This is a genomic window from Streptomyces sp. NBC_00386 (assembly GCF_036063235.1).
Lineage (GTDB): Bacteria > Actinomycetota > Actinomycetes > Streptomycetales > Streptomycetaceae > Streptomyces.
Map to the genome: position 1 here is coordinate 9155737 of NZ_CP107950.1, position 24121 is coordinate 9179857.

The 24121-nt window shown below is 68.8% G+C and carries 19 protein-coding genes and 1 pseudogene; 10 read left to right on the forward strand and 10 right to left on the reverse strand.

The window, feature by feature from the left end; translation table 11 throughout:
• Positions 1–362: 362 nt before the first annotated feature.
• Both OG780_RS40070 and OG780_RS40075 read right to left on the reverse strand, forming a co-directional pair.
• Positions 363–821, reverse strand: a complete 459-nt coding sequence (locus OG780_RS40070; protein ID WP_328456673.1) for a PPOX class F420-dependent oxidoreductase — start codon at positions 819–821, stop codon at positions 363–365.
• Between the two features lie 160 nt (positions 822–981).
• Entirely contained in the window at positions 982–1560 is a 579-nt protein-coding gene (locus tag OG780_RS40075; RefSeq protein WP_328456675.1) for a TetR/AcrR family transcriptional regulator, read from the reverse strand.
• Between the two features lie 91 nt (positions 1561–1651).
• Between OG780_RS40075 and OG780_RS40080 the strand changes: the two genes are divergently transcribed.
• The 5 genes from OG780_RS40080 (at position 1652) to OG780_RS40100 (ending at position 7902) form a co-directional block, all read left to right on the forward strand.
• Positions 1652–2098, forward strand: coding sequence for a DUF1772 domain-containing protein (locus OG780_RS40080; protein WP_328456677.1), 447 nt, complete (start codon positions 1652–1654; stop codon positions 2096–2098).
• A 107-nt stretch (positions 2099–2205) separates the two neighbouring features.
• Positions 2206–3438, forward strand: coding sequence for a cytochrome P450 family protein (locus OG780_RS40085; protein WP_328456679.1), 1233 nt, complete (start codon positions 2206–2208; stop codon positions 3436–3438).
• Positions 3439–3636: 198 nt separating this feature from the next.
• On the forward strand, positions 3637–5577 hold the full coding sequence (locus OG780_RS40090; protein ID WP_328456681.1) for a lamin tail domain-containing protein: 1941 nt from the start codon (positions 3637–3639) through the stop codon (positions 5575–5577).
• Between the two features lie 283 nt (positions 5578–5860).
• Complete coding sequence (locus OG780_RS40095; RefSeq protein ID WP_328456683.1) at positions 5861–7003, forward strand: ROK family transcriptional regulator; 1143 nt, start codon at positions 5861–5863, stop codon at positions 7001–7003.
• 41 nt (positions 7004–7044) lie between these two features.
• Positions 7045–7902 (forward strand): Cof-type HAD-IIB family hydrolase, encoded by an 858-nt coding sequence (locus OG780_RS40100; RefSeq protein WP_328456685.1) that lies wholly within the window; start codon positions 7045–7047, stop codon positions 7900–7902.
• A gap of 115 nt (positions 7903–8017) precedes the next feature.
• On the opposite strand, the gene OG780_RS40105 is transcribed toward OG780_RS40100, so the two are convergent.
• Entirely contained in the window at positions 8018–9211 is a 1194-nt protein-coding gene (locus tag OG780_RS40105) for a cytochrome P450 (protein ID WP_328456687.1), read from the reverse strand.
• A 348-nt stretch (positions 9212–9559) separates the two neighbouring features.
• On the opposite strand from OG780_RS40105, the gene OG780_RS40110 reads away from it, so the two are divergent.
• Entirely contained in the window at positions 9560–10006 is a 447-nt protein-coding gene (locus tag OG780_RS40110; RefSeq protein ID WP_443062351.1) for a DUF6228 family protein, read from the forward strand.
• Between the two features lie 292 nt (positions 10007–10298).
• Here the strand turns inward: OG780_RS40110 and OG780_RS40115 are convergent, their stop codons facing one another.
• The 3 genes from OG780_RS40115 to OG780_RS40125 form a co-directional block, all read right to left on the reverse strand.
• Entirely contained in the window at positions 10299–11951 is a 1653-nt protein-coding gene (locus OG780_RS40115; protein ID WP_328456691.1) for an ArnT family glycosyltransferase, read from the reverse strand.
• Positions 11948–12826 carry a glycoside hydrolase family 26 protein gene (locus OG780_RS40120; protein WP_328456693.1) on the reverse strand — a complete coding sequence of 293 codons (879 nt, stop codon included), beginning with the start codon at positions 12824–12826 and terminating at the stop codon, positions 11948–11950. Before OG780_RS40120 ends, OG780_RS40115 begins: the two co-directional genes overlap by 4 nt.
• Positions 12827–12924: 98 nt before the next feature.
• On the reverse strand, positions 12925–14532 hold the full coding sequence (locus OG780_RS40125) for a glycosyltransferase family 2 protein (protein WP_328456695.1): 1608 nt from the start codon (positions 14530–14532) through the stop codon (positions 12925–12927).
• 470 nt (positions 14533–15002) lie between these two features.
• On the opposite strand from OG780_RS40125, the pseudogene OG780_RS40130 reads away from it, so the two are divergent.
• A pseudogene (locus OG780_RS40130) lies at positions 15003–15470 on the forward strand (IS5 family transposase); the annotation flags it as partial.
• 248 nt (positions 15471–15718) lie between these two features.
• Here OG780_RS40130 and OG780_RS40135 read toward each other — a convergent pair.
• Entirely contained in the window at positions 15719–16270 is a 552-nt protein-coding gene (locus OG780_RS40135; RefSeq protein ID WP_328456697.1) for a YciI family protein, read from the reverse strand.
• A gap of 15 nt (positions 16271–16285) precedes the next feature.
• Positions 16286–16672 (reverse strand): hypothetical protein, encoded by a 387-nt coding sequence (locus tag OG780_RS40140; RefSeq protein ID WP_328456699.1) that lies wholly within the window; start codon positions 16670–16672, stop codon positions 16286–16288.
• Positions 16673–17049: 377 nt separating this feature from the next.
• Here OG780_RS40140 and OG780_RS40145 point away from each other — a divergent pair, with 377 nt between their 5' ends.
• From OG780_RS40145 to OG780_RS40155, 3 genes are all read left to right on the forward strand, one after another.
• Positions 17050–17799 carry a YoaK family protein gene (locus OG780_RS40145; protein ID WP_328456701.1) on the forward strand — a complete coding sequence of 250 codons (750 nt, stop codon included), beginning with the start codon at positions 17050–17052 and terminating at the stop codon, positions 17797–17799.
• 228 nt (positions 17800–18027) lie between these two features.
• Positions 18028–19701, forward strand: coding sequence for a PASTA domain-containing protein (locus OG780_RS40150; protein ID WP_328456703.1), 1674 nt, complete (start codon positions 18028–18030; stop codon positions 19699–19701).
• Between the two features lie 205 nt (positions 19702–19906).
• Positions 19907–20722 carry a hypothetical protein gene (locus tag OG780_RS40155; protein WP_328456705.1) on the forward strand — a complete coding sequence of 272 codons (816 nt, stop codon included), beginning with the start codon at positions 19907–19909 and terminating at the stop codon, positions 20720–20722.
• A gap of 38 nt (positions 20723–20760) precedes the next feature.
• On the opposite strand, the gene OG780_RS40160 is transcribed toward OG780_RS40155, so the two are convergent.
• Both OG780_RS40160 and OG780_RS40165 read right to left on the reverse strand, forming a co-directional pair.
• Positions 20761–21618, reverse strand: coding sequence for a ribonuclease BN (locus tag OG780_RS40160; RefSeq protein ID WP_328456707.1), 858 nt, complete (start codon positions 21616–21618; stop codon positions 20761–20763).
• Between the two features lie 193 nt (positions 21619–21811).
• Positions 21812–23704, reverse strand: coding sequence for an arabinofuranosidase catalytic domain-containing protein (locus OG780_RS40165; protein ID WP_328456709.1), 1893 nt, complete (start codon positions 23702–23704; stop codon positions 21812–21814).
• Positions 23705–24121: the final 417 nt, after the last annotated feature.

Sequence of the window (24121 nt, forward strand, 5' to 3'; positions counted from 1 at the left end):
GCCGACGGTCACCTGGATCTCCTGACGGAGCTCGTCCATGGTGTCCGCGCCGCTCAGGCTGGCGGGTGAGATCCGGCAGAAAGCGGTGGCCTCGTCTTCGGTTGCCGGCGCTGTGTCCTAGGCCGTGTCCGCAAAGTCTCGCCTGCCCGGCGACGCCTGGCACGCTCCCCCAAGCTCTTCGAGCAGGGGGCACCCCCACTCGCCGCACCGGGCGAAGACCCAAGTACGTCCAGTACGAGGGCCTGCGCCCGGCACGCCGAGAGCACGCTCCCCCGAGCTCTCGGCTTCGCTCGAGCAGGGGGACCCCCATGACGCCGCCGGGCCCGCCCTTCGGGCGGACGACGCGACTTTGCGGACACGCCCTAGTCGTCGATGTCAAGCACCGTGCCGTACAGCCGGTCCACCTTCAGCCGGATGACCACCCGGCGCTCGGCGACCAACTCCTCCAGGTACGTATCCTCGTCCTCGGGCCTCGCGGCCTTCGGGATCATCCCGAGCAGTTCCAGCCCGACCGCGTCCCCAGGAGCGGTCGTGCTCTCGGAGACCACGGTCTCGCCTTCGGCGACGGCGAACGACCACACGTCACCGCCCGACACGTGCAGTGCCGCGCGTGGATTGCGCCGCAGGTGCCGGACCTTGACCCGGTCCGCCGTGGTCGAGAACCGCACAATGCGGGCTTCGGGGTCCCAGCTGTACACCATGGTTGTCAGGTGGGGGTGGCCACTGCGTTTGATGGTGGCGAGCGTGCCGAACTGCTGCCGGCCGAGCAAGCTGGAGAGGGCTTCGTCGGACAGTGCGCGAGGCTCTGGTCGTTGAGTCATGAAGTGACCAACGTCCCTGACCGTCCAGCAATTTCGTGCTCCATGAGCGCGACACTCACTTTCACGACACGCCCTGGAGCGGGGAAGCTGAGACGCGCTGCCAGTGTGCACACTCAGCAGGCGGACCCGGCCGTCAACGGGGCGTCATCATGGCGATGCGTCAGACCATGGCGAGCCGGTCCACCAGCAGTTCCACCCTCCGCTCGGCGTCCCCCGGCGGCAGCCGACCCGCCCGGGTCAGGGTCGCCAGCCCGTGCAGGGCCGCCCAGAACACCTCGGTGAACAGCGCCGGGTGGACGCCGTCCCCGGCGACCTCGCCGAGGCTCTCCAGCAGAGCGGCGAAGGCGTCCTTCAGGGGCTCCGGGGTGTCCTCGTGCGCGAACGCCAGGCCACCGTCGAGCTGGAACATGGCGTCGTAGACCGCCGGGTTGCGCTCGGCGAAGTCGAGGTAGGCGCGGGCCAGGGCGGTGACCCGGGCGCGCGGGCCGTCCGCGGCGGAGGCCGCGCCCCGCAGCGCCGCGGCCATCTCGGCGGCGCCCTCGAGGGCGACGGCGCCGATGATCTCGCGCTTGCCGCGGAAATGGCTGTAGAGGACGGGCTGGCTGTACTCGATGCGCTCGGCGAGCCGGCGCGTGGTGACCGCGTCCCAGCCCTGCTGCTCCGCGAGTTCACGGGCCGTCGCCACGATGAGGCGCTCGCGGCCCGCCCGTTCGCGCTCCTTGCGTTCCTGTACCGACATGATTCGATCCTAGCACCGCTAGACAATCGAGCGGCAGCAGTACTAGCGTTGCCTCATCACCTAGCAGCGCTAGATTCCAAGAGGGGTCATCATGCTCAACGCACTCGAGGTCTTCACCACCGTGGCCGTCGGCGTGATGGTGGGGGTGGAGTTCTCCGTCGCCTTCTTCGTCAACCCGATCCTCAACGGCCTCCCCGGCGACAACGGCCTGCGCGGCCGCATCCACGGGGCCCGGCTGCTCGGCGCCGTGATGCCGTTCTGGTACATCGGCTCGCTCGTCCTCGCCGCGGTCTGGGCCGTCGCCGGATGGCACCACCACGGCGCCGGCCTCGTCGTCACCGCCGCCGCGCTGCTGATTCTCAGCGTGGTCATGTCGATCCTGTTGCTCGTCCCGATCAACAACCGGGTCAAGACGTGGACCGCCGACGGCCTCCCCGCCGACTGGAAGCAGCAGATGAACCGCTGGGACCGCTTCCACTACGTCCGCGTCGCCGTCATCGTCGCCGCCTTCACCCTGCTGGTCGCCGCCCTCGCCTGAACCCGCGGGCCGAGACGGACACGCGCAGGTGGCGCGTATTCCCCTGACTCTGCGGACGGTGGCGGGCCGTCAAAGGCACGCGGCTCATTCGCAAGTAGGGTCAGGGCATGACTGATGCAACCCCCGCTCAGCAGGCGCCAATTGACATCAGGGCACTCGCGGAAGATCCCTACGCCGTCTATGCGCAGTTTCGCCGGGCAGGGCCCGTACACCGGATCACTGGGACGGACGGGCTGCCTGCCTGGCTGGTGACCGGCTATGACGACGTACGTGAGGCGCTCGCCGACCCGCGGCTCTCCCTCGACAAGCACAACGCGACTCCCGGTGGCTACCGAGGCATGGCCTTACCACCGGCACTGGACGCCAACCTGCTCAACATGGACCCCCCGGACCACACCCGCATCAGGCGTCTGGTGACCCGGGCCTTCACCCCGCGCCGAATCGAGCAGCTGCGCGAGCCGGTCCAGCGCACCGCTGACCAGCTTCTTGACCGTATCGCCGCGGATGGACACGCGGACCTGATCCGCTCGTACGCCGCGCCGCTGCCGATCACCGTGATCTGCGACCTGCTCGGTGTGGCCCCAGCCGACCGGCTCGACTTCCGGTCATGGACCGACACTCTCGTGGCTCCCGATCCGGCGCGCCCGTCCCTCGCCAAAGAAGCGGTCGGCAGCATGCTGTCGTTCCTCACCCACCTCATCGCCGGCAAGCGGACCGCCCCGGCGGATGACCTGCTCTCCGCGCTGATTGCCGTACGCGACGAGGAAGACCGGCTGAGCGAGGACGAGTTGATGTCCTTGGCCTTCCTCATCCTGTTCGCCGGGTACGAGAACACCGTGCACCTCATCGGGAACGCGATCCTGACTTTGCTCCGCCACCCCCAGCAGTTGGCCGAGTTGAGGGCCGATACCGCGCGACTGAGCTCTGTGGTCGGGGAGTTGGCTCGTTACGACGGCCCGGTACCCCTGGCCATCCGCCGGTTTCCGACCGAGGACGTCTCCATCGGCGGGGTCACTGTCCCGGCGGGCGACACTGTTCTGCTGTCCCTCGCCGCCGCCCACCGGGACCCACGCCGCTTCACCGACCCCGACCGCTTCGACATCGACCGGGACGCCACCGGGCACCTCGCCCTCGGCCACGGCATCCACTACTGCCTCGGCGCTCCTCTGGCCCGCATGGAAACCGAGATCGCGCTGTCCGCGCTCCTCGGCCGCTTTCCGGACATGGCACTGGACGTGTCTCCGGGCGAACTGCAATGGCGTCCCTCGATGCGGTCCCGCGGTCTGCTTGCCCTTCCGGTCCGCACCGGTACTGCCAAGGAGCCCGCGGCGGATCGATGACGGGGCTTGCGGCTGCTGTTGAGCCTCAGGGGAACAGGGGGAACGATGCCATGCCGGCCGGCGGCGGCGTATGTCTGACGTTCCGGTGGCCAGAAGTTGCTGTTCAACCGGAGTACACGGCGTTTCAAGATCGTCTGACCAGAGTTCCCCTTCGTGCCTACCTCACCTTCGCGTGCCGGCGTCGCCTCTGTGTGCGCCGTGTCCCTGACGCTCTCAGGACTCCTCGTCACCGGATTGCTGGCCGCTCAGCCCGCGGCTGCCGCCGACCCGGTCGGCTATCAGAACGTTCGGATCAACGAAGTCACCTCATCGAACAACGACACGGTGGAGCTGTACAACTCCGGCTCGACCGCGGTGAGCATCAGCGGTTGGAAGATGTCCGACGACAGCTTCTCGCAGCAGTCGTTCAGCCCGTCCTCCAGTTCTGTCCCGGCCGGTGGCTTCGTCACCTTCAACTCGCCCAAGGGACTGGGTGATGCGGACAAGCTGGTGATCTACACGTCCGGCGGCACAGTGGTCGACCGCGTCGAGTGGGCGACCGACAAGGCGAAGCCGGCGATGGCGCGTTGTGGCGGCGACGGCACCGGGGCGTGGGTGACCGCGGCCTCGGCGGCCACGTTCGGCGCCGCGAACGCCTCGGGCTGCCCGTCGTCGATCCCGGCGGCGAGCCGGGTACGGATCAACGAGGTCGCCTCGGACGGCTCCGACACCGTGGAGCTGTACAACGGCGGAACGAGCGCGGTCAGCGTCGGCTCGTGGAAGTACGTCGACGCCGACACCTCCCACTCCGCGGTGACGGTCTCGTCCTCCTCGCCGAGCGCGAGCAGCATCCCCGCGGGCGGCTACGTCACGTTCAACTCCACCATCGGCCTGGGTGACAACGACTCGGTCCTCCTTCTCGACAGCAGCGGCAACACCATCGACTCGGTGACCTGGACGACCGACGCCGCCAAGCCGTCGGACGAGCGCTGCGCCAATGGCTCCGGCTGGTTCCAGACCGCCGGGACCGCGACGCTCGGCAGCGCGAACTCCTGCTCGGGCAGCACCGGCGGCGGCACCGGCGGCGGCGGTTCGCAGACCGGCCAACTGCTCGGCGGCGGCGGCTCGCTCACCAGCGGCTGCGCGCCCGAGGCGCCGTCCGGTACGGGTTCCACCCCTTCGGGCACGACGGCATGGCCGGGCGGGCTGGACGTCACGATCGTGGACAACGTCTGCGCGTTCACCACGTCCACCGGTCCCGAAGGCCGGGACGTGAGTGGTCTGGCGTTCGACTCGGCGAACCCGTCGGTGCTGTGGGCCGTGAAGAACAAGAACTGGCTGTACAAGCTGGTCAAGAGCAACGGCAAGTGGATCCCGGACACGACCTGGAGCGCGAGCGGCAAGCAGATCCGCTTCGCGAGCGGCTCCGGCGAGCCGGACTCCGAGGGCCTGACCGTCGGCAGCAACGGCCACCTCTACGTGACCTCCGAGCGCGACAACACCAACAACACGGTTCCCAAGGACACGATCCTGGAATTCGACCCGGCCGCGACCGGATCGACGCTCACGCCGGTCCACCAGTGGGACATGACCTCGCAGTTCCCGCAGCTCAACACCGGTAGCAAGGACGACGCCAACCTCGGCTTCGAGGGCGTCGGATACGTGCCGGACAGCTGGCTGACCGCGAACGGCTGGGTCAACCCGCTCACGGGTGCCGCCTACAACCCGGCGAACTACCCGCTGCACGGGTCGGGCCTGTTCTTCGCCGGCCTGGAGTGGGACGGCTCGCTGCACGTCTACGGTCTGAACTCCGACGGCACGTTCACCACGTTCGGCACGATCGCCACGGGCAAGGCCTCCGTGATGGACGTGACGTACGACGCCGGCACCCAGCGCCTCGTCGCCACCTGCGACAACACCTGCGGTGAGACCCACACCTTCATGAAGGTCAACGCCTCCGGCGCGATCGTGCCGGACGTGACCTACACGAACCCGGCCGTCATGCCGGCCGACAACCTGGAGGGCTTCGCGATCGCGCCGACCTCGACCTGCGTCAACGGGTTCCGCGAGGCGGTCTGGAGCGACGACGGCGTCTACGGCTTCGGTTCCGGAACCTCCTCGTACGGACACGCCCTCTACAGCGGCACCTTCCCCTGCTGATCGTGCCGAACACGGGAGGCGGCTCATTCACGGGCCGCCTCCCTCACTTATGCCCGGTTCCCGTTGGAGCGGTCACCATGGGCTGCCCCATTAGCTTGTGGGGATGACCGACTCCTTGCCCCGTGGTGGCGTCGTACTCGCAGCGGATGAACTCGATGCCCGGCGGACGGACGCCTGGCGGCCCGAACAGATCGCGGAGCGGCTGGATGCCGTCTCCACCCCCTGGCGCGTCAACGCAGGCCCGCGTGCATGTTTGGGAAAGAGTCCTTACTAGAATGATCGTATGACCGCGCCGAAACCGTCCCTGGAACTGCTGCGTGCCCTGACGGACGAGAACGTGCTGCGCGCCCTGATGGCCCACGCCCGGCTCACCCGGGCGGAGATCGCCACCAGGACCGGCATCTCCAAGCCGACCATCTCCGAGAGTGTCCAGCGGCTTGAGCAGGCACGACTCGTCGTCGACACCGGCGAGCGCACCACCGGGCGCGGCCGGGTCGGCTCCTACTACGCGCTGGCCCCGCGCCTCGGTACCGCCCTGGTGGCGAGCATCACCCCGCACGGCGTGGTCGCCGAGGCGGTGGACGCCCTCGGACGCACCCACGGGCAGGTCCGCGCCGCGCTGCAAGCCGACGCGGGACAGGAAGCGGTCGCCGAGGCGCTCGGCGCGGCCGCCGTACGGCTCGGCGGCCAGGTCGGCGGACCGCTGCGTCTGGCGGTCGTGAGCGCCGCCGACCCCGTGGACCGGGCGACCGGCCGACTGGTGCACCTGCCGGACGCTCCGTTCCTGGTGGGCGCACTCGATCCGCCCGCCGTCCTGGCCGGCACGGTGACAGGCCCGGTCCTGGTGGACAACGACGTCAACTGGGCCGCGCGCGCGGAGTACGAGTACGGCTGCGTGCAGGGCGTCGACGACTTCGTCTACCTCCACCTCGGAGAAGGCCTCGGCTGCGCCGTGGTCGGCGACGGCGTCGTGCGCCGCGGACATCGCGGGCTCGTCGGGGAGATCGCACACCTGTACACGGCGGGGCCGGACGGGCAGGCGATGCCCTTCACGGAGGTGTTCGCCGCGCTCGACCTGCGCCGGGTCTCCTCCAGCGCCGTCGACGTGCCGAAACTGCTGGAAATCCTGGAAGCCCCCGACGCCGGTGCCGAGCGGGTACGCGTCGCACTGGCACACGCCATCGGCGGTGTCCTGTCCGCGGCCCTCTCCTTCGCCGACCCCCGGACGGTCGTCGTGGGCGGACCCTGGGGCTCCCGCCCCCGCCTGATCGCCGCACTCGAGGAACACCTGACCCGCTCGCCACGCTCCGTCCCGGTCACCGCGGCGGCCCTGACCCTGCCCGAGCTGGCCGGAGCACGCTCCCGTGCCGTCGAGGAGCTCGGTTCCCTGATCGTCCGCGCCGCCCACCCCGCCACCCAGTGGTGACCGCCCTCAGCCCCTTTCCGCACCGACCCACCCGGAACATGATGACCACGCGCCCTGCCCCTGTCCCTGCCTCTGCTCCTGCTTCCTTCTCCCCTCGTCCCGGCATCCGGCTCGTCGTCACCGACATGGACGGCACCCTGCTGGACGCCGACGGGCGTGTCCCGCAGGGGCTGTGGCCGCTGCTTGCCGATCTGCGCCGCCGGGGCATCGTCTTCAGCCCGGCCAGCGGACGTCAGTACGCCACGCTGGCGCATCTGTTCGCCGGCGCCGACGACGGCATGGTCTACATAGCGGAGAACGGCGCGTTCGTCGTCCGTGACGGCGTGGAGGTTTCCTCGGACCCACTCGACCCCGCTGTCGCCGCCCGCCTGGTCAAATCCGTCCGGCAGCTCACGGACGAGGGAGTGGACGTGGGCGTCGTCGTCTGCGGCAAGCGCGCGGCCTACATCGAACGAGGTGACCAGGCCTTTCTCGATGAAGTGGGCCGGTACTACAACGCGCACCGCCTGGTCGACGATGCCACCGCGGTGGACGACGAGATCGTCAAGGTGGCCGTCTTCGACTTCGGGCCGATCGAGCGCACCACGGCGCCCGCCCTGGCGTCCTTCGCCGACACCCACCAGGTCGTCGTCTCCAGTGAGCACTGGATCGACGTCATGAACCACAGCGCCGACAAGGGAGTTGCCGTACGCCGGCTTCAGGAGCACCTGAACATCGGTCCGGCCCAGACGATGGTGTTCGGGGACTACCTGAACGATCTCGGCATGCTCGACGCCGCCGAATGGTCGTACGCCATGGCCAACGCCCACCCCGCCGTCATCAGCCGCGCCCGTCACCTGGCTCCCGCGCACAGCGAGGACGGCGTCGTCCGAACCATCAGGAACGTTCTGGACATCTGACACCGGGCGAGGCGGCGGGAGGTTCATGTATCACGGAATCGGGCGAACCATATGATCTCGTCGCGTTGGGGCGCGTGCGTGGCCGGGACGCTGGACGAGTGCTGACGGCCCGGCATCACTCCCGGTCGACGGCCACCCGGAGTCCGCGGATCACATAGCCCCCTATCTCGTCCTGGAACGTGACGCGGGGCGGTGTGAGCATTCGGATGCCCTTGAGGGCGAAGAGGTGCCCGAGGAAGACGTTGGTCTCCATCATCGCGATGTCGGCGCCGGGACAGCGGTGCGGTCCGTCTCCGAAGGACAGGGCGGCCGCGTACCGCCCGGTCGTTGCCGGCCGGCCGGGGCAGACCGCAGTGGGGGCGGCGCCCACAGCCTGCGGGTCGGTGTTGGCCTCGTCCACGTAGATGTCGACGAGCGCGCCGGCGGGTACGGTGACCGGGCCGTCGGCGCCTGGGACGTCGAGGGCGCCGGTGGTTCGCCGGCTCAGTCGGGCGACCGCGGGTTCCAGGCGCAGGAGCTCATGGATCACCGCAAGGCGTTCGGTCTCGTTCCCGGTCGAGTAGCGCTCGCGCAGAGCGGCGTCGGTGAACAGATGCCATGCGGCGACGCAGATGAACTCGCGGGTGGTGACCATTCCGGCAGCGGCGTAGGTGAGGCACTCGCCGAGGATCTCGGGGTTCGAACAGCCCTCCGCGATCAGGTGCGAAATCAGGTTGTCGGCGGGCCGTTCGCGGTGGGCGCGGACGGCCGGGCGGACGTCGGCGAGGTAGATCCGCAGCCAGTTGGTGTTCTGGCGCAGCAGCCAGTAGATCCCGTGCGGGCTGGTCAGCCCGGGCCTGCCGAACTCCTCGGGGAAGAAGCGCTCCAGCCGGCGCTGGATGCCGGGTCTGCTGCGGGTCAGGCCGATCACCCCGCACGCCACGTCGATCGCGACGCCGAAGGTGAGGTCCTCCAGCCGTGCCTCGCCCTCGGTCCGCAGGGTGTTCAGGTGCTTGTGCGTGACGCGTTCGGTGAGTTCCCGGTAGTGCTCGTCCACGCGGCGGGGTGTGAAGTAGCGGGCGGTCTGACGGCGGTGTTCCCGGTGTTCGGGCCCGTCGCGGTACAGCACGGGCCTCCGGATCCGGGCGGGTAGCTTCTCGACGGTCTCGATGCCCAGACCGGCTTGTACGGTGTCGGTGCTGCGCAGAACGGTGCGGGCCGCTGTGTAGCCGCGCACCTGCCATGTGCCGTCGTCCCCGCGGCTGATCGGGCAGCCGGGTCCGGTGCCATCCCTGCGAATCTTCCGTGCGTCGTCGTCGGCTCGGTCCATCGAATGCTGCCTCCGTCGTCGTGTCGGTACCCCTCCCGTGAGGAGTCCCCGTCAGGCACGTGCGGCCAGACTTCAGGATGGCCGCCCTTGCCGCCAGTGCTTCGGCCGCCGGAGCCCGTGGCTCGTCCTCGAGGCCGACCGCGCTCACTACGGCCGCGACACGGGCGGTCCGCTCGGTCTGGACGCAGGCGGTCAGGGCGCGTATGCGGGTCATGGCGTTGCCGTCGATGACGTCCTGACGGAATGACGGCGTCGAAACCGCGCTGTACCCACTCCGAAGGCCGGTGTCCGGCAGGAGGAACAAACCCCTGGTCACAAGGATTCTCTTACTCGTAGCCTGCACTCGTGATGGAGGAAGACGAGACCAGCCCAGCCGTCCGCGTCGGAGGTGACCGCTATCGAGCGATCAGCCTGCGCTTCCACCAGCTGACACGCTCCTTCCCGGAAGAGCGGGATGACTTGATGCGCGACTTCCTCGCGACGGCTCAAGGGGAGTCGGTGCGAATCGAGGTCATGGTGAGGACCTGGGACGGTGACGGCCTCGATGTCTTCCTTGCCGAGCTGGCGGAAAAGTTTCGAGGATGGAACGGCACCAGGACTTGGCGCTCTCTTGAGGACGACCTGACGCTGGCTGCCGAGCACGCAGGATCACACGTCCGACTGACGTGGGGGCTGCACGACCGTCTCCCTGACGACGAGTGGCGTTTCGAAATGACGACCAGCCATGCTCCTGGAGAGGACATGCGCCACCTTGCCATCGAGATGCGTACCTTCTTGGAGTCCGACCCGCTGTAGTGAGCGGAGACAGCTCGCCAGTCGTCGATGGCCGGACCAGTGCGCCAAGTTGCCGATGCGTGAGCAGGCAGCAGTCGTCTACCAGTGTCTAGGGGTGCTCCTTGAGGACCACGACCGGCGGTCCGTCCCGGCCGGGCTCGGGAGGCTCATCGGGACGGCGCGGGTGGATTCTCCTGCACGTTCGCGGCGGTGATCCGGACGGCCAGGACCAGGCCGAGTGTGCCGTTGCGTTCGCTGCCATGGTCGGGAGTGCTGTCGCCGAACCCGGCCCTTCAGTGCCAGGTCAAGTGACTCATCGCTTCAACCAGATCCGGTAGTGGCCGTTGTGCTCGACGAAAGGCACGGTTCGCAGCAGGTGGGTCCGGACGTCGTTACTGGCGCTGTGGAAAGGCAGGGCGGCGAGAAGACGGTAGTGCGGATTCCCTTTCAGCGCGTCCGTGATGACGCCGTTCACTCGTGGGTTGGTGAACCCGTCGAGGACGACCAGGTCGAATTCGCCGTTTCGCAGCGCCTTCCAGTAAACATCGGTGCCGGTGTGGCGGACGCCGTGCCCGTCCGTGTACTCCATACCGAAGACGCTCTGCCACTGGCGGTGAGTCGTCCTGTCACGCAGGTAGTAGACGGGTACCTCGGGCGTTGAGCTGAGGTAGTGGCCCTTGCGGTTCACGTGGGAGGAGATCGTTCGGATCATCGTCGAGGAGTCGGGCCAGCTTGCGAAGCGCCAGTCTGCCTGCGAGATACCGATGCACAGCGTTGCCGACCACAGGGCAATGCCGAGGTGGGTGTGGCGAAAGTGCGCGCCCACCAGTCGCGTCAGGCCCACGCCCGCCATCGGGGCGGCGAAGAGGAGACCGAAGCCGACATGCTTGAACAGCGATACGACCGTCCCCAGGTGCATTTGATACGCGGGCGCGAGCAGCGCTGTGGCGCACATCAGCGCCCCGAGCAACGACCGCTGTACGCGTCCCGGGCCGCTCGACCCAGGAGCGAGCGGTGACTCGTGCAAGCGATAGCGCCGGGCGTACGAGATCCCGCCCGCGACTGCTGCGAGGAACAGTGGTCCGCCCCACGCGATCGACTGCTCAAGCAGGAACATGGCCCCGTCGGAACCATGTTCACGGTTGGTCGTGGTCTGGCGCACTCCTGCCGACAGATCGGTGCTGTACATGCCGAGCACAAGCAGAGCACTCATACCGAGCACAAGCAGCAAAGCCCGAAGGAACGCGCTGCGGCGCCGATGCGGCAGTGCGGTGAGCAGGGCCAGTGCGACGATGGTGGGCAGGTAGAGGCCGGCCGCATACTTCACACCGACAGCCAGGACGGCGACGGGCGCGGCGAGGAGCACAGTCGGAGAGGACATCCCAGCGGTGCGCACGACGATCCAGGTGGCCGATGCCAGGAGGAACACGGCGGGTGCGTCGTAGGTGGCGAGGTGCCCCATGACGATGGTCGACTGCGCCACGGAGAACAGGCCTGCGGCGGCCAGCCCCGCCCGCTCGTTGAAGAGCCGCCGCGTGAACGAGTACAGCAGCGCAGTGGTGCCCAGCATGAAGAACAGGCTGAGCATGCGCGCGCCGGACAGTCCGAATCGGCTGTCCACGACGGCCGCGAGTACCGGGTACAGACGTGGCGAGCCGGAGAAGTACGCGGCGTAGTTGGTCTGCACCGCTGTCCCGTGGAGCAGGTGGCTCACTTCGGCACGACCGGCTGTGAGGTAGAGAGCCTCGTCCTGGAACGCCGTGTTCGACAGTCTCAGTGAGAGTGCCGCTTGGAAAGCCAGGATCGTCAGCAGGACGGTCCGGCTGATCCAGGTGCGCCGTCGGCACCCGGCGGAGCTCCATGCGACCGTGGGCGCCTTCGGCAGGTGGTGAGCCGGCGCGTGGTGGTCGTCGACCTGTGCGGGAGTGGGGGAGAAGGTTTGGGAACCGTGCTGTGTGGGTGTCATCGGACCCTCCGCACGTCGAAGCCGTAGAGGTCATCGGCGCTCAGACGCCGGAACTCCGCGGCGCCCTCCGGGCTCGCGTCCAGCCGCCAGTCGGCGCGCGCCTTGTGGTCGAACCAGGCGAACCCGACGAGGCCGGGGGAGGCGGTGACTCCGTGGAACAGGGCACGCACGTCTTGAGCGCGGTGTCGGCCAGGCATGGCGGCGGTCTCCAGGAGGAGCTGCGGCTTTCGGCTGAAGCGTGCGATCTCCGTCAGGGTCGTTCCGAACAGGCCGTCGAAGGAGTGAGGGTCCCAGTCGGTGAAGTAGCCGATCAGACCGACCCAGTCGACGTACGCGTCGCCGGGGTAAAGGGGGCTCAAATCCTTGTGTGTGCCTGGCTGAACGATGTTCGGTGACCAGGTCCAGATCACGTTGGTGGCCCCGGCAGCCTCGAAGACATCGTGGACGTGACGCCAGGCCCTGACGTACTCCTGTGGCGTGGTCCCGGTGGTCCCCCACTCCTCCCAGTCGCCGTTCATCTCGTCCGCGAAGCTGATGGCGATCGGGATGTTCAGTCTCCGGACCGCCTTCGCGTATTCCCGGAGATAGCTGTCGGACGCACCGTCGGCAATGCGGGTGAGCGTCGTGCCGTGCGGCTCCCAGGAGGCGACTGTCATCGCCCCCGAGTTCCAGGCGTTGCGCGTGCCCGAGGCATCGAAACTGTCGCCCCAGCCCGCGTAATAGACGATCAAGTTTGGCTGTTTGCCGACCTTCCGAGCCCAGTCGAGCACCGGCTCCATGGAATGTGGGGCTTTGGGCCGGGACACTCCGAAGTACTTCTTCGACGGGTGCAACAGCGGGCCTACGTCGTAGGGCGAGGCATCGGCAGCCGCCACGGCACCGCCATGGCGGCCTGCCGCGGTTGGGGCGCAGGCGGACGCTGCGGGCACGAAGGCTGTGAGAGACATCAGCGCGACGACGGCAAGGGCGCGTGTCATGGGGTTCCCATCGCACGAGGCTGCAGCAGGGCTCTCGCGACGACCACAGCGTAGAAGAGTCCGGACGAGAGGAGAATGACGAAATCGACGGGGTCGAGGGTGAGTGTGCGCCATGCGGCGGATCCGACCCACAGCAGGGCGGTCCCGCCGCCCCACGACCACATGCCGATCCGATGCCGCTCGGTGCCGCTGAGCTTCGCGCTGCAAGAACCGGTTGCCTGCCAGCCCACATGCCGCCCACGCAGGATGTCCCAGATCGCGAAGGTGTGCGCCCAGCCGTACATCATCCGCGCGGCCCAGGCTTCGAGGCGGTAGGGAACCTTGTGCCACAGAGGGAAAACAGTGGTCGTGTACAAGACGCTGGGCAAGACCAGCCACATGGTCTCCGCGGTGGGTTTCTCCGGGAACGCCAGCAGGAGCAGAATCGGAATGAGGGGAGCGACGAATGTGAACAGGGCCGTGTGGATGTAGTAGAGGAAGCCCGACAGGTAGCAAAGCCTGCTTGAGATCCGCATCTTTGCCCGCCAGAACTTGGAGCTGCACAGCATGCTCATCGAGCCGGCGCACCAGCGGTATTGCTGACGGAAGAAGGAATCCGCGTTGTCGGGGCACACGCCTGCCGACAGCGCGATCGGGACGTAGCGCAGATCCCACCCGAGACTCCGCAGGTCGAAGCCTGTGTGGACATCCTCCGAGTGCTCGACGAGCGTAGTGCCGCCGTTTTCATGCAGTGCCGCCCGTCGATAGACGGCGCAGCTTCCGACGCAGATAGCCCCGTCGTTGCTCTGCCGGGAGACTTGGACAGCCCGGTAGAAAAGCTCCTGGACGGCGCCGGCACCCCGTTCGATCCAGTTCTGGGCGTCCAGCACACGGAAGTACTGAGGGGACTGGACGATGGCGAGACGCTCGTCTTCCGCCAGATACGGAAGAAGTTCGTGGAGCAGATCCGCGCGCGGGGCGAAATCGGCGTCGAGAATAAGGATGTACGTGCCGTGGGTCTGCTCGAACCCGAAGTGCAGATTGCCGGCCTTCTTGAACCAGCCCAGGTTGCTGCGGGTGGCATAGCGGAATCCGAACTCATCAGCCATGGACTGCAGTTCAGGACTGGCCGAGTCATCCAGGACGAACGGCTCGCAGACCCCCGGGTAGTGGGCTGCCAGCGCACGGACATGGGTCCAGGTGTTGTGCAGGATCTCGACAGGCTCGCCGCACACCGGCAGGAAGACATCGACCGACGGGTAGACATCGGGGCGCCAGGAACCCACGAGCTTTTGGTGGCGTGAGAGGTCGAAATCACGGCTGAACAGGTTCACCCAAAGCGAGATCAAGTAGTAGAGGACTGTGAATGCCAGAAGCGGATAGAAGAACCGCAGCAGTGGCGCCGAGGAGAAGAGTCGGAACTGGCTCAAGGCGAGGCAGCTGATGCTCACCAGCGACGCAACTGTCAACACCCGTAGGCGGCGGCCTACATAGGAATACTTCTCGAAATCCGACGGCGGTACCGGCAACAGGTCCGAGTTGATCGATCCGCAGGGACGTCGCTCAAGGGCCTGTCGATTTTGTGCGGCCGACCGTACCGCACGGACGGCTTCAACTGAACTCATGCAAGTCTCCCGTACCAACCGCCTCGTAGGGGGCGAGGTCGATATGCCCGAACCATAGGATGAGACCTGCGGGCACCACGGATAACGCGGTCGAAGGTAGTGATGGTTAACTCGAAATAATGAGCGTCTTCAGCGTTGTCCCTCCAGGGTGAGGACCAGGGCTTCGGCGTAGTCGGCGGGCGTCCGTTTCGTAATCACTTGAGATGAAGAGAGGGAGAGTGGGCGGTTTCTGCTCACGCCTGTTGCGCCCGGGAGCCCTTGCGTCTCCCCGGTCCCTCGGGTGGAGCGAGCCGACTGCGCCAGGAGATGATCCCGCGCGCGGCTGAAGAGGTAGGTACGGATGCGGACGACGCTTGTGCATGGGTCGAGCGGCCGGGTTGGGCGTTCGGACTTGGAGGGCATCTGATCCAAGTAGTTGGTAGTCAGGGATGATTTTGCGACTGCCGGCGTTGGTGGTCGTTGGGTGATGTGTGAGTGTTCGTTGTCCGTATCGCAGTGATGTCTCCGACGCCCGCTGGGCTTTGATCCAGCCTGCCTTCACCGCTTGGCGAGCCAAGCGGACGGGTCCCGGCGCGGCGGCCCGGGTCCACGACTTACGGGAGATCGTCAACGCGATCCTCTACGTCAACCGAACCGGCATTCCCTGGGAGTACCTGCCGCACGACTTCCCGCCGTACAAGACCGTCTACGACTACTACGCGAAGTGGGCAGCGGACGGCACGACCCAGCAGGTCCACGACCTGTTGCGTGACAAGACCCGACGCTCCCACGGCCGCCGCGCGGAGCCGACCGCGGCCGTGATCGACGCGCAGAGCGTGAAGACCTCGGCGAACGTGGCCGAGACCAGCCAGGGCATCGACGCGAACAAGAAGATCAAAGGACGCGAACGGCATCTCATCACCGGCACACTCGGCCTGGTCCTGGCCGTCCTGATCACCGCGCGAACGTGCACGGCGGAGAACGCCTGTATGCGGCCGGGGGGAACCACCTGGCTCGCCAACCCGGTCCGGGCCGGCGACACACACGTCAACGGCGCCCCAGGATCCCCGTGGGTTCAGGAAAACCGAAGGTTCTTCGGCGCGAACCCACGGGTGCACCGATGTGCGTCAGACCGATGCATCCGTGGGTTCGGGTGAAACGCGAGGATGCCGAGCGATCCGAGGGGCTTCGGCCGGACGTCCTGGGGTTATGACGGCCGCCCGCCGAACTGCCAGTTGTGCACCTCGATGTCGGCGTACCGGTCCGGGGCCAGGATGGTGCGTGCCGTGTCCGGGTCAGGCGCCCGGAGCAACGCCGCCGTGCCCAGCCAGGTGGCGCCGTTGTCGGACAGCAGCGGCCCGTAGGCGATCAGCTCGTCCCGGGCGGGCGGCACCGCGAGATCGGCGGCCTGCCCCGTGCCGAGGCCGAGCACCAGGTACCGGTTGCCACCGGTCCGGCCGCCGGGGAAGTCCCACATGGTGCGCCCCAGGGTGTTGCGCCACCGTCGCAGCAGCACGTCCCGGTAGACGCCGGCCTGGTAGTTCGGCTCGTCGAAGGCGAACGCGCGGGCGGCGGCGGGATCGGGCAGGTCGACGATGTGCACGCTGCCGGTGGCTGTGTCGCCGTCGTCGGCGAGGGTCGGGCCCCGGGCGATCATCTCCTTCGCGTACCGGTCCATATATGACCAGTGCTCTTCCAGCAGCTCGTCGCGCAGCGGCAGGGAGTCGGGCCGGTCGCGGTGGAAGCAGAGGAACTCCATGCCCATAGGGTCTCTTCAACGAGGTGACCGGGTCGAGCGGATTTCACTGCGCACCGGTCCGGCCGGCATCGACCGCTGGGCGGCGGACATCCGGGACTCGGCGATGTTGCGGATGCGGCGGGTACGGCCACTCTCGGCCAGAACTTCCAGAACGGTCACGGCTGAGAACTCCTCGGCGGTGCGGAGCTGCAGCCAGTTGGAGGACGCGAGCAGGTTCTCGGCGTCCCACGGCTCGTTCAAGGTCATCGCCCGCAGCAAGGTCCACTCATTGAGGCGCCGTGTGGAGAAGTCGTCCACTCCAACGGGGCCGGTCATCTCCAGGCGCCAGGCAGGGTAGACGGGATCCGTGAGCAGTTCTGCGGCTCGTCTGTCGAGGTACTCGCAGACGGCGCTGCTCGCCATCTCTCCATCCGGATCGGTGAGCACTTGGGCGATGAGGGAAGCCGCATCCGCCGGGGCCACCTCGTCGAACGCGCTCCGGTAACGAGCGAACCGCACATGCTCGTCTGGGTCCCGGTCAGGATCGTCCGCTGACACCGCGCCGCTCGACACCACCGTCACCCCTCTCATCCGGTCCGGGAGGGAAGCCTGTCCCAGCCCTGGCACCCCGGTGCCTGGCGATGTCCCGTGGAGACCCGCCCGGGTTCTGGTCATTCTGCGTTGCGGGCCGGATCGAACAACCGGTGGACGACCGTTGCGGGCCGTCCATTGGCGGCACGGTCGGCGCGTGTCGGACCCGACTCCGCGGCTGTGAAGTCGCCGGTGCCGAGACTGTCCGCATGAGTGAAGAATCCGCACCGCCACCCCCACCGCTGCCGTCCGCCGAACGACGCGAACGCCAACGGACCGTCGTCATGGCGACCCTCACCGTCCTGGCGGGCGCGGCCGACGCGGTCAGCTTCCTGACCATGGGCCACGTCTTCACCGCCCTGGCCACGGGCAACGTGCTCTTCCTGTCCTTCGCCGTAGCCGGTGAGGGACAGGTGTCGGTGGTCCGCCCGGCGATCGCCCTGGTCGCCTTCGTCCTCGGTGCCCTGGCCGGTGCCCTGACCACCAAGGGTCTCGTCGCACACCACCGGCACTGGTTCGCGGCCGCGCTGGCGGTGGAAGGGGTACTGCTGGCGCTCGCGGGCGCGACAGCGCTGTGGCGGCACGGTTCCGGCTCGCTCGCCGAGGACCCGGACAACCTGGTCATCGCCATCGTCGGCTTCGCCATGGGACTGCGCGCGGACACCGCACTGCGCGCGGCTGTTCCCGGTATGCCCACCTTGCTCGTCCAGGTGTCGCTGGTCCGCCTCATTCACGGCCTCACCGGAGCCGTCCCCGCGACACCGGAACGGCACACGATCCGTCCCCGGCTCGTCGCCACCGTCGGCGGCATCTTCGTGGGCGGCGCCCTCGGCACGCTCATCACGCCGTGGGGGACAGGCCGCGCGTTGCTCGCCATCGCCGCGGCGGTCCTGATCATCGCGGCGCTCAACGTGCTCCTGGTGCGGTATCACCGGCTCGCGCCGGAACTGATCGGCTGACGTCCTCTCCCGGACAGCTCCGTTTCGCTTCCCGGCGCAGCGTCTGTGCCGTCGTGCTGTACCGGAGTTGACCCGATGGCCGAAACCTTGCGGGCGTGCCGACCGCCTCCCGCCGCCGGACGGTTGGTGACGCGACGGCGAGACGGCGTCATCTGTGCAGGTCACAGCCCTGCATCGGTTCATGGAGCGGAGTTTCTGCCGAAGATCGACAGCGGCTATTCTCCGCCTATGTCCCCAACTCCCGCGCAGCGTCGGCTGCGTGACGACCCGCGCACCGCCGAGGTGGCCGCCCGCGAGATCGTCCCCCTTCCCCTCCGTCAGGCCGACGCACTGCTCCGTACGCTCGGGTCCAGGGAGCGGGTGATCGCGCTCTACCACCAGGGGCTGGGGTACGCCGCGCTCACCACCGACGCGCTCATCCTCCTGAACGGGGAGACGCCCGCGCGGGTCGACAGGCCTCTGGTGATCATGCGCCCCGCGCACGGGGCCGCGTCACGCGTGGACGTGTCCGTCGAGGGGCGACGGATCACCGTGTGGGGTTCGCTGATCGACCCGTCCGGCGACCTTCTGCCGGGGACCGGGAACGTGGTGCAGGCCTCCACCGCCGATGATCCGCGCCTGGCCGCGGTCGTCGCCGGGGAGAAGCTGTCGCTGCCCGACGACCACAAGAAGGCACTGCTCGCGGAACTCGGACCCGGTGAATCCGTGCGGTCCCTCTACCACTGCGGCTGGGGCTACGCCGCGCTCACCGGGCGCGGACTCGTGCTGCTCCGCAGTCTCATGGCCCCCAAGGCGACCCGCGTGCCCGAACCCGTGTCTATCCTTCGCCGCGAGCACGGCATCCTCGACTCCACCGTCATCGTCGTCGACGGCAAGGAGTGCAAGCTTCACGGGTCCACGCTCGACCCGAAGGGGGAACTGCTCGCGGAGACGGGCGAGATGCTGCCCGCCGGCTCCTTCGTACGCCCCCACGGCCGAGCCCGGGTGTGGGCCTGGGCCCGCAGGCGCCCCATCCTCGCCTCCATGGTCGCGATGACGATGGTCTCCGCCGCCTGGGGCGCGGGACACGAGACACCCGCCCGGGCAGGCGCCGACGGCCCCGTGGCGGTACGGGACTTCAAGGGAACGGCGCTCACCACGGCCGTCGCGGACGCGCGACGCCAGTCCTGGATGGCCGTGACGGCGGCCGATGCCTCCTCGTCCTTCCGGCCGGTGAAGGACTCGGCGCCCGGCTGGCGGGTCTGCTTCCAGACGCCCTCCCGAAAGGAAATGGTCCGCCCGGCCGTCAGGGTGCTGACGCTCTACGCGGTCCCCGAGAAGGAGGCGTGCCCCACGCGGCTGCTCGGCCCCCGACGGATCGTCATGCCGGACCTCCGGGGCGAGAGTTTCCGCGAGGCCTCACGTGCCGTGGACGACCTGGGGTTCGTGTACACGGCAGCCATGCACGCGCACACGGGTGAGCGTCTCGACCACGGTTCCCGGGACGTGGACGACTGGCGGGTGTGCCGCCAGCAGCCGGCACCCGACAGCGAGGTTCTGCTCTCGACCCGGGCCGACCTGTGGCTGATCGGTCCTGGTGACTCCTGCGCCAAGTCCAGCCCGAAGCCGAAGCCCAAACCCAAGCCGAAGCTCAAACCCAAGCCGAAACCGGGTACCGGGGGCACGAGCGGCTCCGCCACGGCGGGTGGTGCGTCAGGAGGGGGCACCGGCAATGGTGGTTCCACGGGCGGCTCCTCCGGGACCTCGGGCGGAACCACCGGCGGCACGGGCGGCCGGTCCGGCATCGGGTTCGGGCAGTACTGCTCTCCCGTGGGCGCCACCGCCACCACGGCCGACGGTCGCCCCGCGAAGTGCTTCATGGGCAGGGACGGTCAGGCCCGTTGGGGCTACAACTCCGGCTGATCGGCAACACCCGTCGGGCTGCGACCCCGGCTGATCGGGAGCGCCCGTCGGGGCGGCGGCTCCGGCTGGTCGGGGGCCGACCCCCGTGAGCGCTCGATGTTGCCGGAACCCGGCAGTTCGGCCGGGGCTCCACGCTTCCGGGACCTGCCATGTCGGCCGATCGGCAACGTGTGACCTAATGCTCCGGAACGAAGGAGACACGGGAGTGGCTGTGCGGACGACGGACCGGTGGATCGCGGCGCCGATCCGAAAGGAGTGGTGGCGCGCGGCGGCGTGGGCGCTGCTCGGACTGGCCCTGTCGGCGGTGGCCGTGGGGCCGAGCCTGTACGTCCCCGGAAAGGTCGCCACGGAGGCGGCCTTCCGCGACGCCCGGCCGTGCGCCGGTGAAGCCCAGGCACGGGACGACGGTGCCGGCTGCCTGCGCACGATCCGGGGCACGGTCCTGTCCGCCCGGACGGTCAAGAGCGGCAGGACGAAGGTCTTCCGCGTGCGACTGCGGCCGCCGGTTCCCGCCTCCGCCGATCAGTCCATCGACCTCGACGCGTACGGCGACCTCTCCGAACTCGTCCAGCCGGGGGAGCGGGTGGACGTCACCACGTGGCGGAACGACGTGGTCTCCGTCCGCCAGGGCGCGGTGCGCGAGAGGCTCGCGGGACTGCCGGACGAGGACCCCACCGTGTTCACCGGAGCCGCCCTGGTCGTCGTCTGGTCGGCGGCCCTGGCCTTCATCGCCGCGTTCGGCAGCGCCCGCCGGGCCCGCTGCCTAGCCACCGGGCGCCCCGTCGTTCCCCGGGTCCCGTTCGGCAGGGCCAAGCCCGTGGGCGTGGTGGCCGTGCCGCTTGTCGCGGCCTTCTGCGCCGGTCATTTCTGGGACACCTGGACGGCTGTGGTCATGGCCGTGCTCCTCTGGGCCCTGATCGCGGTCCCGGCCACGATCCTCGCCCTGCGCTGGGACCGGGAGCCGTCCCCGGCATCCCCGCCGGGCAAGGAGGTCACCGGCCCGCTCCGCGAGCCCGTCTGACCGGGCGGGAGCCGGAGTTCGAGGAGGGCCACCCGGACTCACCGTCTACGATGCCGCGCCCGGCGCAGAAGGGTCTCCACCGCGGTGATGATCTCCTCGTGCGCCAGCCGCCCCACCAGTGCGCCGCCGAAGACGACGACGCCGACACCGACCAGCCAGGACTGGACGACCAGGACGGTGCCGAAAGGACCGTAGTTGACGGTGCTGGAGGCGATCAGGGGCGAGAAGACCAGACGCGAGAACATCCGTAGACCGAACAGGCCGAGTGCCGTCAGGACGGCGCCGGGCAGGAGGGCCTTCCCGGCGATCCTGCCGCCGAGCAGCATCCACTGCGACCACCAGAAGAACAGGACGGCGCTCAGTGCCGCGGTCACCGTTCCGGCGGCCGAGTGGCGCCACAACGTGGTCGTCGCGGTCACGTAGATGGTGCCGATGAGCACGGCGAGCCAGAGGACCTGGCGCCATCTGGCGTACCAGCGGGCCGCGGACAGGTCCCAGATCTTCTCGTAGCCGGTCTGCACCGCCGCGCCGAAGCTCAGGCCGAAGACGGCGAGCGCGGCGAGACCGAAGGCCGTCGTGGTCTGCCGTACCTGCGCGGGCCCGGCGAACAGCCGCGCGACCTCGTCCCGGGCGGCCCTGGACACCCCGAGGCCGTCCCCCAGCCACTGTGCGAAGCCCCGCCCGTGTGCCGGATCGGCGGCGGAGACGACGACCAGGAGGGGCACCAGCGTGAGGAAACCCAGGGCCGCGAAGCCCAGCGACCTCTGCCCCAGTTCGATGTCCTTGCCGTGCCGCCATCCCCGGCCGGCCGGGGAGTCGCGCAGCGCCGTGGACAGCCGTACCCGCGCGGTGGGCCGGTCGTGGTCGTCGGCGTCCGGCGGGGCGTTTTTCGGCATGCAGACCGATTACCACAGACGGCGCCGACAGCGTCAAGGGCGGCTTGCCGGTGCGGGGTCCGTTCCCGCCGGATCCGGGGAACGGTTAAGGGCGGCCGTCCGTGACCCGCGACGGGTGGGCCGTCTGTGACCCGCGAAGGGCGGGCCCGGCCGGGCGTCGCGTCCGGCCGGGCCGAAGGGTGGTGAGACGGGGTCAGCTCAGTGCGAACTTCTGTGCGGCGGAGCCGTTGCAGTCCCAGATCCGCAGGCGGGTGCCGTTGGCCGTGGCGCCGTCGGGGGAGTCCAGGCAGCGGCCCGACTGCGGGTTGAGCAGCGAGCCGTCGGTCTGTTGCTGCCAGATCTGACCGCCGGCCGCGTTGCAGTCCCACAGTTCGACCTGGGTGCCGTTGGCGGTGCCGTTGCCGATGATGTCCAGGCAGCGGCCCAGCGTGTGCATCCGGCCGTCCGAGCTGTGGAACCAGTGCTGGTCGACCGCGTACGACTGGCAGCTCCAGAGCTGAACGGCGGTCGCGTTGGAGCCGTTGTCGTCACCGGCCACATCGGCGCAGGTGCCGCCGGGGCCGGTGACGGGCGCGCCCGCGTTGACCGCGAACCGCTGCGCGGCGGAGCCGTTGCAGTCCCAGATCCGCAGGCGGGTGCCGTTGGCCGTGGCGCCGTCGGGGGAGTCCAGGCAGCGGCCCGACTGCGGGTTGAACAGCGAACCGTCGGCGCGCTGCACCCACTTCTGGCCCCCGACCCCGTTGCAGTCCCACAGCTCGACCTGGGCGCCGTTGGCGGTGCCGTTGCCGACGATGTCCAGGCAGCGGCCGATGGTGCCGAGCGATCCGTTGGCGTTGTGCGTCCAGTGCTGGTCCTCTGCGTACGACTGGCAGTTCCACAGCTGTACGGCGGCGCCGTTCACCCCGGTGTCGTCCGCGGCGACGTCGACGCACTGGCTGCCGGGGCCGCTGATGGTGCCCTGCGGACCGTTCGGGACGTTGGTCTGGCCCGAGTAGCCCACGGAGACGATGTTCGCCTGGACGGCGTTCTCGGCCGCGTCGGTCGGATAGCCCGCGACCATGACGCCCTCGAAGAACGTTCCCATGTTCCAGTTGCTGTTGTCGCCGCCCGTGCCCAGGATGATGCCGCCCTCCTGCTGCATCGGCCGGTATCCGCCCCGTGTGGGCAGCGCTCCGTCCCACCAGGTGGTCAGGCCCCCTGACTGCGAGTTGCCTCCCTTCAGCGCGTAGGTGGTCTGGCCGTTGTTCTTGAGGACCGCCGTGACGTACGTGCTGTTGTTGCCCTTGTTGGCGGTGTTGGAGCCGTTGTCGCCCTGGAACATGCCGTTCTCCAGGTCGGCCTCGATCCAGGGGCCGGATCCGCTGCAGGGAGCGAAGTAGCAGGTGGTGGCGATGGACACGGCGTCCATGTGCCCGTTGCCGGTGTCGGCGGGGGTGGCCTCGGCGTTGCCGTAGTCGAAGCAGCAGGCGGAGCCGACGTGGGTGCCGCTGGCGACCATGTAGGCGCCCTCCGGCTGCCCGTTGACCGCGGTGCCGGACGCGGCGCCGTGCGAGCGGTAGCCGACTCCGGGGGAGATCCAGATCCCGTACACCTTGTGGCCGCCCGCTGTGACGGACAGTTCACCGGCGTCCGCACCCCGGTCGGCACCCATGCCGGCCGTGCCCGCGGGGCCGGGGAACAGGTCGTTGTGGCGGGACGTCTGGTCGTACACCTTCGAGATGCTGCACGTGGTGTTCGCGCAGAAGCCGTCCTGCTGGGCGGCGTTCGCGTAGCCGCCGGCCGCGAGCAGCCCGATGTCGGCGCTCGCGCCGTCGGAGACGCGGGTGACTTGATACAGCGGGCCGTTGTACGCCGAGAACAGCGCGCGTGTCGAGCTGTGGGCGGCGACGCACGGGGTGCCCGCGGCGGCGTAGATGTCGCAGGGCTGGGAACCCGCGGCCTGAGCGATACCGGGCATGCCGACCAGGACGGTCACCAGGAGGCCGAGGACGGCTCCGACGGACAGCAGGGCGTGGCGCAGTCGGGGTAACGCCCCGGCCGTGGGGGAGGGGAAGAGACGCGAGGAGGCAGATCTTCTTCTGCGCATGTGTGCTCCCGGAGTGGAGGGTGGAGCTACAACTCGCCCTCGGGACAGCCGAGTTCAGGGCTGCCTGGCGACTGAGACGGAAGTTACAAGCGCTGGTCGATTGCGTCAATATTTGTTGCTTTCCTTTCTGGTCGACCTTTGCCGGTGTCCGAACGTGTGGCTTTGTGGAGCCCGACGGTCTGCGTGGCGGTCTGCTCCGGCCCGGCGCCCTCACTCCGTCAGGACGGGCGAGACGACGGGGACGTACGCGGTGTTACTGCCGCGTACCGCCACCGCGGGCCGGCCCGTGACCGGCGTCGGGCCGACCCACTTCGGCCGGATCATCCCGTTTCTCTTCGCGCCGCCGGCATTCGCCCTGAACAGCGGCGCGCCACCGGAAGGTGAACGAGGTACGACGACCGAAAAGCGCCTACGGCG